At 50.9% G+C, this 18,360-nt stretch carries 19 protein-coding genes; 7 read left to right on the plus strand and 12 right to left on the minus strand.

What is annotated here, in order from left to right:
* Nucleotide 1 precedes the first annotated feature (1 nt).
* The gene (locus J2Y43_RS11055; protein ID WP_309982353.1) at nucleotides 2–1,165 is read left to right on the plus strand and encodes a sialidase family protein; all 1,164 of its coding nucleotides are present in this window, start codon (nucleotides 2–4) and stop codon (nucleotides 1,163–1,165) included.
* Between the two features lie 134 nt (nucleotides 1,166–1,299).
* Nucleotides 1,300–1,713 (plus strand): hypothetical protein, encoded by a 414-nt coding sequence (locus tag J2Y43_RS11060; RefSeq protein WP_309982355.1) that lies wholly within the window; start codon nucleotides 1,300–1,302, stop codon nucleotides 1,711–1,713.
* 14 nt (nucleotides 1,714–1,727) lie between these two features.
* Here J2Y43_RS11060 and J2Y43_RS11065 read toward each other — a convergent pair whose 3' ends face one another.
* The 3 genes from J2Y43_RS11065 to J2Y43_RS11075 form a co-directional block, all read right to left on the minus strand.
* Entirely contained in the window at nucleotides 1,728–2,198 is a 471-nt protein-coding gene (locus J2Y43_RS11065) for a hypothetical protein (RefSeq protein ID WP_309982357.1), read from the minus strand.
* A gap of 154 nt (nucleotides 2,199–2,352) precedes the next feature.
* The gene (locus tag J2Y43_RS11070) at nucleotides 2,353–2,775 is read right to left on the minus strand and encodes a response regulator (protein ID WP_309982358.1); all 423 of its coding nucleotides are present in this window, start codon (nucleotides 2,773–2,775) and stop codon (nucleotides 2,353–2,355) included.
* A 104-nt stretch (nucleotides 2,776–2,879) separates the two neighbouring features.
* Entirely contained in the window at nucleotides 2,880–3,596 is a 717-nt protein-coding gene (locus J2Y43_RS11075) for a hypothetical protein (protein WP_309982360.1), read from the minus strand.
* A gap of 220 nt (nucleotides 3,597–3,816) precedes the next feature.
* Between J2Y43_RS11075 and J2Y43_RS11080 the strand changes: the two genes are divergently transcribed.
* Entirely contained in the window at nucleotides 3,817–4,224 is a 408-nt protein-coding gene (locus tag J2Y43_RS11080; RefSeq protein WP_223409386.1) for a Dabb family protein, read from the plus strand.
* Nucleotides 4,225–4,418: 194 nt separating this feature from the next.
* Here the strand turns inward: J2Y43_RS11080 and J2Y43_RS11085 are convergent, their stop codons facing one another.
* Nucleotides 4,419–5,231, minus strand: a complete 813-nt coding sequence (locus J2Y43_RS11085) for a hypothetical protein (RefSeq protein WP_309982364.1) — start codon at nucleotides 5,229–5,231, stop codon at nucleotides 4,419–4,421.
* A gap of 163 nt (nucleotides 5,232–5,394) precedes the next feature.
* Here J2Y43_RS11085 and J2Y43_RS11090 point away from each other — a divergent pair, with 163 nt between their 5' ends.
* Nucleotides 5,395–6,633: a hypothetical protein gene (locus J2Y43_RS11090; protein WP_309982366.1), complete on the plus strand. Its 1,239-nt coding sequence runs from the start codon at nucleotides 5,395–5,397 to the stop codon at nucleotides 6,631–6,633.
* 23 nt (nucleotides 6,634–6,656) lie between these two features.
* Here the strand turns inward: J2Y43_RS11090 and J2Y43_RS11095 are convergent, their stop codons facing one another.
* The 8 genes from J2Y43_RS11095 to J2Y43_RS11130 all read right to left on the minus strand — a co-directional run bounded on the left by J2Y43_RS11095 (nucleotide 6,657) and on the right by J2Y43_RS11130 (nucleotide 14,029).
* The gene (locus tag J2Y43_RS11095; RefSeq protein WP_309982367.1) at nucleotides 6,657–8,390 is read right to left on the minus strand and encodes a hypothetical protein; all 1,734 of its coding nucleotides are present in this window, start codon (nucleotides 8,388–8,390) and stop codon (nucleotides 6,657–6,659) included.
* 186 nt (nucleotides 8,391–8,576) lie between these two features.
* On the minus strand, nucleotides 8,577–9,008 hold the full coding sequence (locus tag J2Y43_RS11100; RefSeq protein ID WP_309982369.1) for a hypothetical protein: 432 nt from the start codon (nucleotides 9,006–9,008) through the stop codon (nucleotides 8,577–8,579).
* Between the two features lie 93 nt (nucleotides 9,009–9,101).
* Complete coding sequence (locus tag J2Y43_RS11105; RefSeq protein WP_309982371.1) at nucleotides 9,102–10,880, minus strand: NRDE family protein; 1,779 nt, start codon at nucleotides 10,878–10,880, stop codon at nucleotides 9,102–9,104.
* Nucleotides 10,868–11,368, minus strand: coding sequence for a hypothetical protein (locus J2Y43_RS11110; protein ID WP_309982373.1), 501 nt, complete (start codon nucleotides 11,366–11,368; stop codon nucleotides 10,868–10,870). The genes J2Y43_RS11105 and J2Y43_RS11110 overlap by 13 nt, the downstream gene beginning before the upstream one ends.
* Before the next feature lie 60 nt (nucleotides 11,369–11,428).
* Nucleotides 11,429–11,824 carry a DoxX family protein gene (locus tag J2Y43_RS11115; protein WP_309982375.1) on the minus strand — a complete coding sequence of 132 codons (396 nt, stop codon included), beginning with the start codon at nucleotides 11,822–11,824 and terminating at the stop codon, nucleotides 11,429–11,431.
* Nucleotides 11,824–12,264, minus strand: a complete 441-nt coding sequence (locus tag J2Y43_RS11120) for a YHS domain-containing (seleno)protein (RefSeq protein WP_309982377.1) — start codon at nucleotides 12,262–12,264, stop codon at nucleotides 11,824–11,826. The genes J2Y43_RS11115 and J2Y43_RS11120 overlap by 1 nt, the downstream gene beginning before the upstream one ends.
* Nucleotides 12,265–12,278: 14 nt before the next feature.
* Nucleotides 12,279–12,746: a YHS domain-containing (seleno)protein gene (locus J2Y43_RS11125; RefSeq protein WP_309982380.1), complete on the minus strand. Its 468-nt coding sequence runs from the start codon at nucleotides 12,744–12,746 to the stop codon at nucleotides 12,279–12,281.
* Nucleotides 12,743–14,029 (minus strand): spondin domain-containing protein, encoded by a 1,287-nt coding sequence (locus J2Y43_RS11130; protein WP_309982382.1) that lies wholly within the window; start codon nucleotides 14,027–14,029, stop codon nucleotides 12,743–12,745. The genes J2Y43_RS11125 and J2Y43_RS11130 overlap by 4 nt, the downstream gene beginning before the upstream one ends.
* Nucleotides 14,030–14,167: 138 nt before the next feature.
* On the opposite strand from J2Y43_RS11130, the gene J2Y43_RS11135 reads away from it, so the two are divergent.
* From J2Y43_RS11135 to J2Y43_RS11145, 3 genes are all read left to right on the plus strand, one after another.
* Entirely contained in the window at nucleotides 14,168–14,872 is a 705-nt protein-coding gene (locus J2Y43_RS11135) for a response regulator transcription factor (protein WP_309982384.1), read from the plus strand.
* Between the two features lies 1 nt (nucleotide 14,873).
* Complete coding sequence (locus J2Y43_RS11140; protein ID WP_309982386.1) at nucleotides 14,874–16,340, plus strand: HAMP domain-containing sensor histidine kinase; 1,467 nt, start codon at nucleotides 14,874–14,876, stop codon at nucleotides 16,338–16,340.
* 130 nt (nucleotides 16,341–16,470) lie between these two features.
* Nucleotides 16,471–18,318, plus strand: a complete 1,848-nt coding sequence (locus tag J2Y43_RS11145; protein WP_309982388.1) for a chloride channel protein — start codon at nucleotides 16,471–16,473, stop codon at nucleotides 18,316–18,318.
* Nucleotides 18,319–18,360 lie beyond the last annotated feature (42 nt).

Genomic DNA, 18,360 nt, shown 5'->3' on the forward strand with positions numbered 1-18,360 from the left:
TATGAAATTATTGAAATATGTTCTGCTGGCTAAGCTGATAGCCGTAAGTTATTTTGCCGTGGCCCAAACCCCGGTTTTTGTGTCGGGAAATGACGGCTATAAGTCGTTTCGTATACCTGCCATCGTGCGTATGCCCGGGGGCGAGCTGCTTGCATTTGCGGAAGGCAGGGTAGGCGGCAGCGGCGATTTCGGGGATATCGACATTGTGATGAAACGCAGCCGAGACGGCGGCAAATCCTGGTCGGAAATCCAGGTAGTTGCCAGCTATGACGATTTGCAGGCTGGTAACCCGGCGCCCGTCATGGACCTGAGCGACCCCGTTTTCCCAAAAGGACGGTTGTTCCTGTTTTTCAATACGGGCAATAACCATGAAGGCGAAGTACGAAAAGGGAAGGGCCTGCGCGAAGTATGGTACAAAACCTCGACCGACGGCGGCACCACCTGGGACGCCCCCGTGAACATTACCACGCAGGTACACCGGCCCAAACAACCGGCCGTAAATGCTGCCTACAATTTCCCCGACGACTGGCGGAGCTATGCCAATACGCCCGGCCACGGCATGCAGCTGGCCGAAGGCCCATACAAAGGCCGCATTTACATTGCCGCCAACCACAGCGCAGGCGCTCCCAAGAGCAATTTTGCCGACTACCAGGCCCACGGATTTTACTCCGACGACCACGGCAAGACTTTCAAACTCAGTGAGACCATTCCCGTCGAGGGTGGTAACGAGGCGACAGCCGCCGAGCTCTCGGGCGGGCGCCTGATGTTCAACGCGCGCAATCAGAAGGGTGACGTACGCGCGAGGATCGTCGCAACCAGTTCCGACGGCGGCGCCAAATGGGACACCACCTTTTTTGACCACAACCTGCCCGACCCGGTGTGCGAAGGCAGCATCCTGACCCTCGGCCGAAGCAAGGGCAAAAACATTCTGGCATTCTGCAACGCGGCCGACACTAAAATGAGAGATAACCTGACCTTACGCATCAGTTTCGACGATGGCAAAAGCTGGAAGAAAAGTTATGTAGTAGACAAAAGCACCGCAGGCGAAAAGGATTTTACGGCCTATTCGGATATTGTCAGTACGGGGAAAAATACGATCGGCGTGCTCTACGAAAGGGATGGGTACAAGGCGATTGTATTTAAGAATGTGGAGTGGGGGAAATGAGGGAAGCTATTCGAAAGATTGCTCAACAAAAAAACCGATTAAAGCGTATTGTGGAATAGGTAATTGATAAATAATTTAACGGTTACTTATTAAATTCGGTTTTTAGCCTGATCTTTCACTAAAATTAGACTGAAATGAAGCGACTCCTTTTCTTTTCGATGTTGACAGTAATAATTTCTTGTAAAAAGGAATCAACAGACCCCGAGAAACAAGATATTTCTGGTAAATACAGCGGTACGATGGCAGGTAGCTTTTATCCTACAAATTTTCCAGTTTCCGGGCAGGTACCATTTAGCGATCCGGCGACTTTTGAAGTGGTGTTAGGTGAAGAGGACGGTTTTGTAATTGGTTTCGACAGCGTTGCCACCAAGTTGGTTATCGATAAGAACGACCCTTTGGTATTTAGTATTTATGATGTTCGGGATGGAAGCGACTTACGTGTAAGCGCGACAGGAGAATACCGGAAAGATACATTAGAAATGACCGGAAGCTATCATTTTCTTGATCGTTCGAAACGAAGCTTTCGGTTCATTGGGGTAAAACAATAATATAAATCGAAATCCTATTGTCTTTTCAACAAAACATCACCCTGATAACTACCTCCTTCGAAGGTCTCTTTAATGTTAGCCGCCAGGTGCTTGCCTGCGAGCTCGGCTGTGATTTCGATATCCGATGATTGAACCACGCCGTCGACTGTTGATTCTACCTTCTGTTTTATTTGGAATTTGCTTGGATCGGTCAATTCAATATTGTCAAAAATTACCTTTCTGGGAGGTATTGAATCGAAATATTCCTGCCATCCGTCGCCTTCGAAAATCGTTTCCTCATCATGTGTCAGCCGAATCTTTTTTTCTGAGAGCTTGTCAATTGTCCAACGAACTGTAATAGTCGCGTTGATTTTATCAAACAGCTCCTGAGAGTTTTTAGTCTGATAAACTCCAACAAGATCGCGGGTTAGATCAGGGGCGGGGTCCTTGTCTTTTTTACAGGAGAGGATAAAGAAGAGAATAAGGAAAAGTAAATATCGGGCCATTGAGAGGTGAGGTTGTAATTCTCAGTAAGCTAATGATAAATCAGTCAAATATCAAAGTGGTTTTTTTTTCATTATTTAAATCCAGTCTATATCTGTCGGATTGATGTGAAGAGTCACTTTTTCACAGAAGGGATGTTGCTATTTCAGTGCCTGATCAAAAATTATTTGGAGCAGCGCACTTCTTCCAATAGTCCACAATCAAGCTTATAGTGTCCTTTATATCTTCGAATTTGGCAGGTTTTACGAAGAATCCCTGTGCGGACGAACTGTAAGCGTCAATAACCGCCTGTTGGTTAAGGGCGGTAGTGAAGTACAGGTAGGGAATGCATCTCAGATTGATCGCTGCATCAGTCTGCAGTTTTTTCCGCAATGACAACCCGTCCAGCTTCGGCAAGTTAATATCGGAAAGGATGATGAATGGTGGAGGTATGTCGCCAAGTAGGTAGTCCAAGGCAGATTGCCCATCGGGGAAGTAAATGATCTCGTTGGGGTACCCTAGCTCGTCAAAGACCTGTTCCAGTATGAATTGATCGTCCGTATCATCTTCTATGATTATGATTGTGCCATCCTTGTTCATATAGTCGCGCTTTAATGCGATCATTCCTTGCAAAAATCGAGCCAGGCAGCGACCCGGGTAGGAGAATTAATGCAGAAGCGGACGAAAGCCCACTCCTGGTGTTACTAAACCCGAGATGCAATAACTTTGGGCACGAATTTTAGCCTTGCTTCTGCTTGATCCCGGAAAAGCGTATAACTGTATGGTGCGTTTCTGAGCTTCTTGGATGTTTCAACGTTCTGAACAGTAACCCAGGTAGGATTTACTGGGTAGACAAATAAGCCGGTAGTTCTGTCGGTGGTGTATTGGCCTTGGAAACCTGCCATCATATCGTTATACGTAAATGTCCCTCCGACGGGCACGTCTATTGCAACTAGATCATAATTATCTTCATCAAGAAGGAAGCCGAATCGGCTGTCTACCTCCCTTTCCGGAAAACGGGGGTCCTTGAAAGATTGAATCGTCGACCGAAATATATATTTATTGGATCCTGCTGGGGCGGGTGCTATACGCTTGACCGTAATCTTTGCAATAAGTCCAATCGAAAAGAGCGAACTGGCAGAGCCGGCAACAAATTCGTACTTGAATTGCTCCTTTATTACGAGATTGGAATCATTTGGTGTAACCTTTCCATACAGGTTCGCATCTGAAACTGAGCCCCTGTAAAATGCGACTTCGGTAATTTCAAATTCACAATCCACTGCTCGCGGAGTACCGTTAATGCGGGTACAATTTGAGACAGGATCAGGGTCTGGAATATGATGATCCTGACACGACAATGCCGTAGAGGTAAGAACAATAGCTGCCATTGAGGCTAAACGAAGCAAGGAAAAGAAGCTCATGTGTAAAGTGTTTGTTTTTACAAAGTTAGTAAGTAACTAAGTATAGACAAGATTTCTTCTATCGCGTGATCCTGACCTTTTTATCTCTCGTGTTTTGTAGAATGTAAAAGCAAGAAACGCGCATAAATTCATATAACTGATAAACGGTTTAAATTTTAAAACCCCGTTATTTGCGTCGAATACGCCATTTTTTATTCTTCATTATATCTCAACACTTACTATGACAAATTCCCGTCGTAAATTCATTGCAAGCTCTGCCGCCATTGCAGCAGGTGCTGCGGCTTCGGTAGCGGCACCAGTTTCCCCGGCGAAGAGCAAAACTCCGTTGGTTCATCATGTATTTTTCTGGCTTAAAAATCCTGGTTCGGTGGCCGATCGTGACCGGATCATCGAAGGGTTGAAAACCCTGCGGAAGATCGAGGCGATCAAGGAGCTTCGCATCGGGGTGGTGGCGAGCACGGAGAAAAGGGACGTTGTAGACAATAGCTGGGCGGTGTCGGAGCTCATGTTTTTCGAAGACCTTGCGGGCCAGGCAACCTACCAGGATCACCCGATCCACCAGAAGTTCATCAAGGATTGCAGCCACCTGTGGGACAAGGTAATCGTGTACGACGCTATTGACGTTTAGTCGTTAGAGGGAAGAAGGGAAGAAGGGAAGAAGGGGGAGGAAGGGGAGGAAGGGGAGGAAAGGGAGGAGAGGGAGGAGAGGGAGGAGAGGGAGAAAGGAGGACGGGACATTCCTTCCTCCCTTTCTTCCTTCCTCCCTTTCCTCCTTCTTCCCTTTCCTCCTTCTTCCCTTTCCTCCTTATTTCCAGCAATGTATCACGGCCATTCGAGTTCCTGGGTGCCGGTGGTGGGTTTCAGGCCGGGATAGCCGGCCAGTTGTTGGCCGATGAAGTTAAGAAGATCACGGGAGACGCGGGGTGGGGCAATGCTTTTCAGGTGCTTGCGCTTGCCGTTGAAATAGACGATCAGCGTGGTGATGGCCGAATCGGCGCCTTTGAAATTACCGAACCGGAGTGCCTGGAGTTGGGCGTTCCGGAGTTGGTAAATGAGTTTGTTGTAAGTATCGTCGTCCAGCACAGCCGAATAGGTACCTTTTCGCATCGTTTTGTCCCCATATTCATTTCGAAAATGCACGTAAAGATTCCTGGCACTATCGACTTGCAGCGATATATGCGGGGCGCTTCCTCCAAAGAATGAGTGATAAACCAGTTTTTCAAAAGAAATTGTCCGATCTGTGAGGTACTCTTTCTTTCGCAGGGTGATGGAAGGTTTGTCCCAAAAAAAGGCTTTCGAAAAATCGGATATAGGCTCCACGATTAATATGGAATCGTTGCTGGTGATAATTTTCAGATCGTAACGATCTACGTATTCTACCTGATTCTTTGTAGAAGAAGCCGTGTATCTCGATTGATAACTCAATGTATCGCCGTGAATAAACAAATGGAAGAAATTTTCTTTCAATTCCCTGCTGCACATGTAATTGACGGAGTCTTTGCCGGTGTGCAGGATCTCAATCATTTCCAGCTGCGATGAAATCCAGATCCCTTTCAGCTTTTGGGGCTGGGCAATGGAAATCCTGTTACAAAGCAGTATGAGTATCAGCGTGGGGGCGATTAAGCGGCGGATCATGCGGGTTGTTGCTAAAGTGCTCAAATGTATATAATTTATTTATATATATACCTGACCTTGCGTCGAACATTTATTTTAACTTCATACAACGATTGATGTTACCGATAGCCTCTTTATGCTAACCCCTGGGTCATGCGCGGCGGGTTTGTATTTCAGCTAATCAATGCGTCAACTTTTACGTCTATTAATGCTGTTGGTGGCATGCGCCATCCGGTCGTTCGCTCAGGACACTACTTCCGTCACATTTACGGAAGAGAATAGCCCTGTGGTGGAGCAGCGGTTTATCGACCGCTATGAGAATGTTTTCATGACCAAAGTTCCGACGCGGAAGATGTTCAAGCTGGGGTATTCTTCAATGGCTTACAATGGTATTGGGTTTAGTGCGGCATTTGAATACAAGGTATTACCTGCGCTATCGTTGGAAGCTACACTTACTTCGCGGACCAACCGGCTGGGGAGCGTCATCACCATTGATCGTTTTGAACGGCAATTGAGTGGAAGAAATATGTTTGCGAGTATTGGGAGCAGGTGGTATTTTGAAATGAACAAGCGGATTGAACGCCAGCAAAGTGCGAATAATTTCAGTGGAAGTTATCTGGGGATCGCGTATGAAAGATCACTTGCCGCCATACAGAGTGACCGTCCCAGGCAGCATTTCAGTATTACATATGGCTTTCAAAGTCGTTTTCTGGCCAATGGTTTTCTCGATTTCTCGCTGGGTATCTATTACGTAACTCCGTATTTGTCACTTTGGGGCGTGGGCTACATCGAACCGCCAGGCTTTACTACCAGGAATGCGGTGATTGCATCCCGCTCTGTGCTGGGGCTTGCATTCGGCGACTGGAAGCGAAATGGCTCAGGCCCTTTATGTGACGTACTGCATTGCGACTATTTCGTAAAACAGCATTTCAAAATCAGGTTACCCGAAGTGAATATCGGGCTTAACAATCAGTTGCTTCGGATGGAGGTTGGTTATGAACGGAAATTGGGGAAGAGTCCGCTGTCGGTCAATTTGAGCATCGGGAATGAAACCAGCCACTCTTCATATGGAGGTTATTCACTACCGACGGTTGGAGAAGCACAGTTGCGTTGGTACTATCTGCAAAAACGCCAGGTGAGAAAAGGGAAAGCTTCAGATAATTTGTCGGGACTATATGCAGGCTCGCGGTTCGCATATAATTATGATCGGAGCGTTTACCGGGATTATGTGACGGGTGGCCGGTATGTCTACAGTTTCTGGAACACGTCGGCTGGGGTTTTGGCCGGTTATCAGCAGCGCCTGTTCAACAAACTTTACTTCGACGCGACGGTCAGCTATTCCGGCGGTAGTATGCAGAAACGTGTTTTCAAGGTCAATTATGCAGAACTACAAGCCAAAGCAGGGATCGGCTTTGCACTCTAAAAACCCATCCCTGCTTCAAATTTCTAATCTGCAATGCCGGATGATGCCGCAAGTTTAATGTCGGCATGCGCCCAGGCCTTATCAAACGCGGATTTGACCGCCTGCGCTTCGCTGTTGTTTTTTTGTTTTAACAAAGCATTGTACAGGCCAATCAGAGCCCAGCCGTTTTTCTTCCAGGTCTGCAAATCCTCGCGATAGGTGCGCTCCGCCTCGGCATTTTTCCCGGCTTTTAGAAGCACAGCTCCGAGGTGGTGCCGGACGGAGAAAAACCAGTCGGGCGGCTCGTTGTAGTTGAGGTTATCTTCCAGGGCAATGGCCTCGCGGAGCAAGGCGGCCGATTTGTCGAGCTGGTTTTGTTGTGCGGCAATCCCGGCCGACAATACCTTGGAGGCGATTTGCACGAGATCCACAGAAGTGTTGATGTTCCAGACCGTGATATCTTTCAGGGTCGTGTCGGCGGCCAATGCCGTGAGCGACTTCATTTCTTCCTGCGCATGAGGCAGGTCATGTTTGCCCAAAAACGCCATTCCCCTTGCATAATGCCAGATTGCCCGCGGATAAACCAGGCCCTTGCCCGGGCTGGGTTCGGCCAGCAGCGTATCCCACATCGAAAATTTTGCGGCTACATAATAAGGGATGGTATAATAATGCTGGAGCGTGCCCCAGCCGGGCTGGCGCATTACCTCCTTAGCGGTGTAATGCTGTACTTTCCGTGCGGCGAGCCAGGCCAGATTGGAGTTACCTTCGAGGGCAGCGGTAGCCACCAGGAAGTGGTAATTGTGCGGAAAATAGGCGAGCGGGTAGGCGCCTTGCGCATGGCACGCGGTGATGTAATTGCTATCCGCCTCGACTGAACTTACATTGGAAAGCGAGCCCAAATGATAGTCGCCGGTGAGGATGTAAATATGCGACGGCATGTGAAGCAGGTGGCCCGCCCCAGGAACCAGCGAGTCGAGTAATGCCGCCGACACTAACGCTTTTTCGGGCGTGGCGGAGGCCTCCACAGCGTGTATGTACAGGTGATGCGCGCCCGGATGCCGCGGGTTCTTTTTCAGCAGGCTTTCCAGGACGGCCAGTAGCGCCGGCGTCCAGGATTTGGCTGCTTTCGTTTTCTTATCGTACAAATCCCACGGGTGCAGGTCCATTTGCGCTTCGGCATATAACGCGCCAACATCGGGATCGGAAGGGAACTGATTATACACCTTTTTCATCGCGTCCGCGAATGCGATATCGAGCGGCGCCCGGTTGGTGGGGGGAGTTTCCGTGTACCGCGTGGCTAACGCGCCGATCAACGCTTTTTCTTTGGGTGTGCACGAGGCTGCCAGCTGCTGCGCTTTTTGGGTGGCTGCCCAGGCCCGCTGGAAATTGTCCGATTCCATCCCCGCATTGTAGTTAGGGCCGAGCACGTAGGCATAACCCCAATAGGCCATCGCGCAGGTCGAGTCGAGCCGGGTGGCCTGGTAAAACGACCGGGCCGCCTCGGCGTGATTGAAACCGTAGGAGAGCATTAGCCCCTGGTTAAAGTAGGCCTGCGCCTCCGGGCTGGAAGTGGTAATCTTAAAATCAATGCCCTTCAATCCATCGAGCATAGGCGCCTTTTTGCCCGAACTGTACCACTCGGCATCGGTGGTTTTGGGATTGTAACAAACCGTAATCCGCGCCGCGTTGTCGGACGCCGGTTTTTCAGATTGTTCCTTCTTTTTGAAACAGGATGAAAGGAGGACAATCAATGCGAGGTAACAATGGCCGTGCTTCATGAGCGTAGAAGTTTGAGTCACAGATCATGCAGAAGGAAAGTAACCCGCGAGGTGCGGTGTGCACAAATTAAGAAAATATCAGACTGGAAATGAGTGTGTTGAGTAGGTTCTTAGCGAACGGTTGGCGCGGTGTTTGTAGAACGCCTGTTAAGAAGTTCGGTGTATAACTCTGAATGGTATACGCCTCTATTTTTTCCTGACATATCTATCGATTCCGCCGAAGCATGACTCAATCGTCATTTCATCGCCTGCTTGCGTAATAATCAGCTTAGGGCAGGCAAAGCAATCGACGAGGCCGCAATTTATGTCGTAGGGCACATCTTTCTGCGGTTTTACTTTAAATACATTTCCGTTTATTTCATATTCATATGTAGCGCAGCAAGACCCATATCCGTCGTACAGCATTACGCCGTCGAAACGTATTGAAAATGCCTTTTGTGGTTCATTGGTCATGTTTTTCACTACGGTAGAGTCGCCCGCTGTGTATCGGGTTTCTACCAGATGCCATTTCCCGACGATGCCCGCAACTTCGGGCAGGGGCTGTGGCTCTGCGCTTTTATCGCGTTTACAATTGGAAAATGCCCATAAGAGAAGAAGGAGAAGTGCTAGTCGTTGCATGATGTAACTGATTTATTACATAGATGCATTTGGTATCTAATGCGTTGTAAGGCATGCGCCGCTTCCTTCTTTAAAATACCTATTAATGTTAAATTACATCTTCTGCATCAACTTCAAATACTTCCTATGCTCCCGCACCATCTCCCGCCCATCCCTGAACGTCATCATCGGTGTGCCGTTACGCGCATTCGCGATGCTGATTTCAAAGAGTATTTTCCAATGCCGGTAAATCTCTTTCCAGGCGAAGAACAACGTATGCTTCGGGTCGTAAATGTGCGTCGGTTCGCTGGCGGCGCCGTTGAGTTCGATGATGGAAAAATGCTGTCCGGCTTCGAGGGCTGCCCAGCTTTTGAAACGGATATCAAGCCGACCAAAATAGAAGCCTGGTGTTCCGGCGCATATCTGGTCGATCACCCGGGTGAGTAACGGTGTAATGCGATGGCTGAGGTCCGTGAATTTCGAGCCGCGGCTGTGGTTGCCATAAGGAACCAGACCGACCTTTTCGCCGATGGCAGGAACTGACCTTAACCGCTCGCCCAGAGACTCACGCAGGGCAGGTAACTGTAAAATCGCCCGGTCGTCTTGCATGATCAGGGTAAGGATGTCAGATATCCCATCCCCGGTGACGCTCAAAAGCTCTTTCCCGACGATTCCCGAAATGCGCCCGCTTTGTTCTCCCGGCATTCGGTAATAGAATATGCCCACTTCGTTGGGGTAGTCGATGTAGGGCTGCAAAAGGAAGTCGACCCGGCTGCTTTGGCGATAGTGGTCAAGATCGGCTTCGGTTGTCAGGAGTTGCACCTGTACACCGCGTTCGCCGACATCGGGTTTGGCGATTATTGGGAATTTGAACGAAGACCTATGCAGTAATGCCAGTACTTTTTCCAGCGGGATGCCTGCTGCGCATAACAGCGTTTCAGGATAAGTATTTTTGGGCATAAGCGCGTAAATCCTGCTCTTGCGTTCTCCTGCGAAGCCGGCATAGCGCATGGAAGGATTGGCTGCGCCAAAAAAACAAACCGATCGGGCCTTCATGCTCAGCCATAGCCACGCGGGTACCATGGGCAGGTAAACGCATTCCAGCGGCCAGTATTCCCAGTTTCGGAGGCGGATCAGGAAGCGCTTCATCTTCCAATGAAAGCTATTAAATGCCGTTTGCTCATCAGAGGCCGCCGGGCGCTGTCGGGTCACAAACGTTGTTCCGGTGCGAAGGTCGTGGTAATGCATGGCGGGCTCCGGGCCGGTCAGGTCGATGGACGTGACGCTCACGGTAGCCATGGCGTCCCGATGTTCGTTGAAGCTTTGGCCGGCATCGAACCTGATGTCGTCTTGGATATGAAAATCCAGAATGCTCTCCATGTTGATGGCGGTTTTGCCGTACCACTGTTGCAGCTTTGCGGCCCGCATTTGTTGTGCATCATCATTGTAGAGCGTCGCCGATGCCCAGATGTGCGGCCGATGCGCGTCGAGTTCTTTCAGATGCTTGCGGTTGCCATCCCAGGTACAGCGCATTAACCGGCCACCTGTGAACAGGATCAATGTAAAGGGTTCGATTCCTTTCAAAGCCATTGTTTCAAAACGTTCTGCCGGAGCAGTTGCTTCAACGATTTCAAGCATGACCAGGCCCCGGCTTCTGCTGTACGAAGGCCTGCGCGCATGATTTTGAAACCCTCCGTTCAGCAGCACAGCAGCGTCGCGCTGGCCTTTCAATGCGATCCAGGTGCCACCGGCCTGAGAGTCTTTCGGGTAGGTGAGGGGCGCCGCCGCGTAGCGCGTTACGGGCGGCTCCGCGGGAGCGCGATCGGTGCGTTCATCCCGGTTGGAAGTCAGGAATGCGCCTTTCCCGGTCGGAATGTAGGTTACGGTGCACATTGCGCCTGGCGGTATCGGACGGTGGAACTGGCTACGCCGAAACTTTCCGGCAGTTGCAACGCGGTGAGCGTTCCGATGCCGATTTTCATCAATGCCATATGATGCACTGCATGTTCGAGATTGTAAACCAACTCCCGTTCATAGTTGGTAGCAACCTGAAAGCAGGTTTGGTCGGTCGCGGTTGTTAAAAGTAGGGCCTTATTTTCTTTGTCCAGGCTAATCGCAATCCTTTGCAACCTGGCCAGTGCCAGTTCCCGCTGCTGTTCAATGGCCCTGTCCCGGTGCCTGGCGTCGTAGTTCACATCGCCAGACCGGTAGCCGCGGTCGAGCTCGATAAAGAACTCGATCACGTGGCGTACGTGCCCGCCCAGGGAGGCACCCGAGAGGATGGGCAAGCTACGCCCGTATTGCTCGTCGGACAATGCATCCAGCATTGCGCTGATCTGTGCCAAAGCGGCTTTGATTGATTTTGTCAGTTGCCTGTTCATGTCGTTCGTTTTGGAATAAGGGACAAAAACAATGCCCGTTTTAGAGATTGGGTTTACGTGTTAGTCGCGCGCTTTTACGCCGGAAATGCTACTTCGGTGCCAGTAAACGAGCACCAGACAGGTAATGAGTACAATTACTGCCATAACAAAAAGCTTGCCCGAGTCGTTTTGCACCACGATCCCCAGCCGGGTAAGGTGCATGAAAACGGCGCCTGTCATTACGCCGATGCCGATCAGTGCACCGTAGGCGGTGGTGCGGGGAATGAGGATCAGAATGGAGGCAATCAGCTCCAATACGCCTACGAATATACGTCCCCACGGCTCCATGCCGACGGTCGAAAAGATGTATACGGATTCGGGGGCGGCCGAAAACTTGAAATAGAGCGTCTGCAACATAATCACTGCCGCTATCAGCCGCAGCAACCACGACCATCCCGGATGTGTTTGCGTTTTCATCACTGCTTGTCTTTGATGAGTGGCCATTGTACATCTGCTTTTTCGATGAGTTCTTCCCGTTTTTCCGACCAGTTGTTCTTGACTTTCATATTGTAATTGAAATACAATTTGTTGTTTGCGATCGTCCACGTTTCGGCTTCGGTGGGTGCTTTGTGGCCTTGGGAAGTTCCGTAGGCACAGTAACCGCCATATTGCGGTACATACATATCGGGGGCAGCTTTGAAGGTTTCTAGATTGGCGCGACTGGCGAAAAGCCAATCGGCACCCTTGTAGTGATACATAAGGCTGTCGGCGCCTTCAACCGGCCTCGATTCTTTGAAAAAAGCGACGACGTCATATCCTTTGATAGCCTTTCCTTTCGGCGCGAAAATTTCGGATTTCTGTGCAAATGTTATGTGGGCGGCGAGCATGAATGCCGCGGCGAATAGTACTTTGTTCATAGGTATTGCAAGTTTTAAGGTACAAACTTCATCCAGTTGCGATCGGCCTGTGTTTTCAGGCGTGTCTCGTCCTGGTTCCAGCTTTTGAGGGTATTATTAAAGAATTTGTTGTAAAACAGATAGAGCTTCCCGTCCACGATCTTGAACGTCTCCGGGTCGATTTCTACTTTTTCGCCTTTCTTACCCATGGCATATGCGCACCAGCCGCCGTATTGCGGCTCGTAACGTGTCGGGTTACGCGCAAACTCGTCTTTGTTTTGCTTTGAAGCAAAGCGATAAATGACACCGTTGTAGCTGGTCGAAAAGTCCTTTTTGCCCTCCAAAGCCTTGTTCAGGGTAAAATAGGCCACCGGATCACGGCCCTGAATGGCAAGGCCCGACGATTCGAGATTGTATTGCTTTTTGCGAGCCTCTTCATGCTGCGCGAGGGCGATGCCCCCGAGCAGCATGAAAAAGAAAATGAGATTGATGTGTCTTTTCACTGCAATGTGACTTTGATGATGTTACTGATTGCCGGCAAGGTTGTGAACTTGTTCGGATTGGGTACGGGTGCTATGGGCTTGCTTTCATTGAGTGGTGTGCCCGCGAGGTTGAATTGCGTAATGCCCGCGCCGGGGAACTGGTCGATGGCCGTGCCGTTGTCGTATAGCCCGACAGCTCCCGAGACATCGCCGCTGGCGTTGCCGTCAATGTCGTTACCGCTTGTGGCAAAGAACCAGTCGTTGGAGAAACCATACATGGTGGCAATGGCAATGCGGTCGCCGGACGCGAGCGTGAGCGGCTGCGAGACCTTACCACCGGCATTTCCGCCAATTTTAGGTAACAACACGGTACTGGCCGGTTCTTTGAGGACGTAGACGTTCTTGATACCCGCTTTCATTTTCAGTGCGGCGGCAAGGACATCGGCATTGCCTTTCTGAGCGAGTTCTTTCAAGCCTTCGCCACGGTCGTTTTCACCGGATTTGAAAAAAGGGTTTTCAGTACCATTGTAAACCACTACCAGTACCGGAGAAAGCGGCGTGAAAATACCGGTTTGCGAGGCTAGCCAGGTACTCATAGGACTGTTGTCGCCAGCTTCGGCAATGCGGGTCAATGCCTCGGTTGTTGCCTTGCCTTCGGAATAAAGAGGCTCGGGGAGTAACAAATTACCACCTGCTACATAAGAAATCGCCCAGACGCCGGGACTGAAAGGCGTCTCGTTCGCGGTACCGCCCGATTGGTTTTTAATGGTAATGGTAAACATCGAATTGCCGTCATAAGCCAGCGTCACATTCATGAGCTGAGAGGCAGGCAGAAATGCATGTCCGTAGTCGTCCATTGCCGCCACTTCCTTGATATTGCGGGGCGTAGCTTCGACAGTGCCCGGGTGCGTTACGCTCATACCGGGCGCCTGGTTCACGCGGGAGCCATTGTCCCAGAGTTTGATTTGTGCTGAAACGTCGCCCGTAATGGGTGTGCCGCTGTCGTCGTACAACCTGATCCCCGGATTGGCGGGAGCAAAAAACAGGTCGTTACTCCAGCCGTACATGGTGGCGAAGGTCAGGCGCTGGTTTTTGGCCGCTGAAAACGAGAAAGAAACCGATTGCCCCGGCAATATGACGGGCGGCGTACCGGTGCCTTTGAATGTGCCCGATTGCACGAGCGGTTTGGCGTCGAGGACGTTTTCAACGGTAAGGGTTTTGGCGGTCGGCTGCGGGTCATGGTCTTTGGTGCAGGCTCCGAAAATAAGGGCGGTCAGCGACAGCCCGAGCAATGATTTGATCATGTCTGTTTCCGTTTTGAATCGTTGGATGATGCAAAGCAACCAACACGGTATCCCGGCGGCGTCACGGAATTATAACAAAAGTATCACAGCGGCATTCCGCGCTGTTTTATTTGTAAACTTTGCAGAAAATCAGCGGATATGGATACCAAAAATGTGCTGATCGTCGAAGACGATACCAACATTACCGAGTTGCTTTCGATCCACCTTTCGGACCTGGGCTGCAAAGTGGTTTCGGAAAAGAACGGGCAGAATGGCCTCGCGCGGGCCCAGGACGAAAGTTTTGACCTCATTATACTCGACGTGATGCTGCCGGGCTTGAACGGCATGGAAATTTGCCGGAAAATCAGACAGGGCGACCGGCAGACGCCCATTATGATGCTCACCGCGCGTTCGGAGGAGATAGACAAGGTAATGGGCCTCGAAACCGGTGCCGACGATTACCTCACCAAGCCTTTCAGTGTTCGTGAATTCATTGCGAGGGTGCGGGTGATATTCAGGCGAAGTGAAGAGAAGGCACGTTACGCAGCGCCTACGCCGCAACTCATCAGCATCGCGGGGCTCGAAATCGACATCGACAAGCGCAAGGTAATGCTCCGCGGCGAGCGGCTCGATTTGTCGCCCCGGGAGTTTGAGCTGATCGTTTTGCTGGCGTCGAACCCGGGCAAAAGTTACAGCCGCAAGCAGTTGCTCAGCCTTGTATGGGGCTATGATTTCGAAGGGTATGAACATACGGTGAATACGCATATCAACCGGTTGAGAGGAAAAATCGAAGCAGATGCTTCCAATCCCATATTTGTATTAACTACCTGGGGCATAGGCTACCGGTTTAACGAAGATCTGTGAAATGTCAGTCAGAACTATCGGAGGGAACCTTCTCTTCTGGAAAATAAGCGGCGTTTTTACGAGCCTGCTGATCATCCTGGGCATCATTTTCGTCATGATCGCCTCCCGGTTTTCGAAGTCGTATTATATGACGGCCCACCAGCAGCTGTTCGGCGGAATCGCGCAGCACCTGGCGACGTTCACGCAGCCCATTAAAAACGGCAAGCCCGACACGACCGTCACCCACGATATCATCCATTCCACCATGGTAGCCAACCCGAGTGTGGAAGTATACCTGCTCGATACGCTGGGGAACATTACCGATTACGTGGTACCTCAGGCCTCGGTGCAGATGAAAAAGGTCGACATGGCGAAAGTGCGGGAATGGCTGGCCTCCGACGCCGGCAAGCCTATGGGCGACAATCCGAAGCACCCCGGTGAAGCCAGCATTTTCTCGGTGGCGCCGGTGCTGGAAAACGGCGTGAGGGTCGGGTATGTGTACGCCGTGCTTGCGAGCGAAACCCAGAAGCAGATTCTCGCCTCGCTGACCGACGACCTGAATTTCCGGTTGGCCGCCTACATCTTTTTTGCCGCGCTGCTTGGGGCATTTGTGGTCGGAATTGTGACGTTTTTTCTGATCACCGACAGTATTTGCAGCATCGCCGGGGTCGTGAAGCGGTTCCGCGATGGCGACCACGCTGCGCGCGTACACGGGTACGCGACGGGTAATCTTGGTGTGTTGACCTCTACATTCAACGACATGGCCGATGTGATCGTCGACAATATCGAAAAGATCACGGCTACCGACCGGCTCCGGCAGGAGCTGATCGCCAATGTTTCGCACGATTTGCGGACGCCGCTTTCGATTATGCAGGGATATGTAGAGACGATGATGATCAAAAAGGATACGCTTTCGGAGCCGGAGAAAGAGCGGTATCTGTCGATCGTTCAGGAGGGGACCCGCAGGCTTTCCGGGCTGGTGGATCAGCTGTTTCAATACTCGAAGCTGGAAGCGAATGTGGTGTCGGTACAAAAAGAAGTGTTTCCGTTGGACGAACTGGTTTCAGATATCCTCGGCTCCTACCAATTGAAAGCGGACGAGCGGAACATCCGGTTGTTGTTGGAAACCGTTCCCGCCCTGCCGCCGGTGTTGGCCGATATTGCATTGACGGAGCGGGTGTTCCAGAACCTGCTCGACAACGCATTTAAATTCACGCCCGACGGCGGGCAGATTGCCGTACGGCTTGAAGCATTCGGTCACGGAGTGAAAATCCGGGTTACCGACACCGGCGTGGGTATCGCGAAGGCCTATCAGGAGCAGATTTTCGAACGCTACAAACAAGCGGAAATGTACCCGTCGGGGCAGAAGGGCGCGGGCCTCGGCCTGGCGATCGTGCGGAGGATACTCGAACTGCATCAAACCACGATCGAGGTGGCCAGCGACAGCGGAAAAGGCGCAGCTTTTGAATTTGTAATGCAACGGGCATAATCGTAAGTGTCGTTGCGTGGCAAACGTTGCGTGGCAAACGTTGCCCGGCAATCGTTGCCCGGCTTAGATTTTTACATTTACTTTAACCGGCCAACCGGAGCGTATTGTAAAGGAGACTAAGCTGATTATTGTGAAACAGGCGACCATTAAGAAATTCCGTTCATTCCTGAAATTCAAAAGGGGACTGACTGCGTATAGTTTAAGAAAGTTCAAACTCTATGAAGTCATTATCTTTTGGCTCAAAAGTATTCTTACGCGGTCGCAGTTTCTGATACTATCGGGGATATTGGTGGGGTGCAGCGCGGGGCTGGCCGGTGTGGTGCTTAAATCACTGGTACATGCGATCCATAACCTGATCACCCACAAGGTCCATTTTGAAACACAGATTTTCTTCTACGCGGTATTTCCTTTCCTGGGGATCGTGCTCACGTCCCTTGTCGTAATCCTGTTCTTTGGCGGTAACGATCGCAAGGGTATACCTGCCATCCTGCACGAGATCGCCCAGAATTCCAGCATAGTAGCTCCCGTAAAAATGTATTCGCAGGTGGTGCAAAGCGCCATTACTGTTGGGCTTGGCGGCTCTGCCGGGCTGGAAAGCCCTATTGCGGTAACGGGTTCGGCAATCGGGTCGAATTTCGCCCAAGCCTACAAGCTCGATTACCGCGAACGGACATTGTTGCTGGCGGCGGGCGCCACGGCGGGGATCGCTTCGGCGTTCAATGCACCTATTGCCGGGATGATGTTCGCGGTTGAAATACTGCTTACCGGTGTTGTGTTTACCGATTTTATTCCGCTCGTACTGGCGGCTGTTTGCGGCAATGTGCTTTCCAGGATGTTGCTCAACGAGGAAACCCTCTTCCATTTCAGTAGTCGGCATCCGTTCAACTACCATAACCTGCCCTTTTATCTTGTGCTCGGTGCATTGTGTGGACTTTATGCCCGGTATTTTGTGGTGATCGGACACCAAGTCGAGCGATTTTTTGCGAGGCTGAAAGGTGGTAGGTTGAGAAAAGCGATGATCGGAGGAGGAATGTTGTCGCTGCTTTGTGTGCTGTACCCGCCATTGTTCGGGGAAGGTTACGAAACCGTCAAGGCGCTGGTCAACGGGCAGGTGGGAGAGTTAATGGAGAACAGCTTTTTCGGCATCGTCGGCGGGCAGCGGTGGGCGGTTGTCGTGTTTCTTACGATTGTTTGCCTCCTGAAAGCATTTGCCAGCTCCATTACCATTTTCAGCGGCGGTAACGGCGGGAACTTTGCACCCTCGCTTTTTGCAGGCGGTACCCTAGGGTTTGTATTTGCATTGTCGTGTAACTTCATCGGCATTTCCGATGTGCCGGTAGCCAACCTGGTGCTGGTAGGAATGGCCGGTGTCATGAGCGGCGTGCTTTATGCCCCGCTGACGGCCATATTTCTGATTGCGGAATCCAGTTCCGGGTATGATCTGTTTATTCCCCTGATGGTTGTAGGCGTGATGTCGTTCCTGATCTCCAAATGGTTCTCCACCATTTCCCCCGATTTGCAAAGGCTGGCCGACGAAGGCAAAATATTTACGCGCGAACACGACCGGAACTTACTATCGCAGCTGAATACGCTGGATTTTATCGATAAAGACGTACCCGTCGTGGACATCGATCTGCCATTCGAAAATTTCGTCGACAGGTTGCACGAAAACCGGCATGACCACCTGGCTGTGGTGGATCGCGAAGGGATTTTTCGCGGTATGATCCTCGTGAAAGAGCTTTATCCTTACCTGTTTACAGCAGGAGAGGAGGCTGACTTGTCGGTCGCATCGTTGGTGCGCCAGCCGCCGGCAACCGTAGCGGAAACGGAGCCGGTTGCCCGGATCGTAAGCCGGTTGGACCAAACAGGTTCCTGGCATTTGCCCGTCGTTGATGCTCAGGGCCATTACATCGGTTTTATCGCAAAATCCAGGCTGCTCGACCGCTACCGCAGCCTGCTTCAAGCGCATTCAGGTTGATTTTGCCTTTGTTTAAAAGAATACTTTTTTAACTTGCCGGCC

It is taken from the genome of Dyadobacter sp. BE31 (assembly GCF_031457695.1).
Lineage (GTDB): Bacteria > Bacteroidota > Bacteroidia > Cytophagales > Spirosomataceae > Dyadobacter.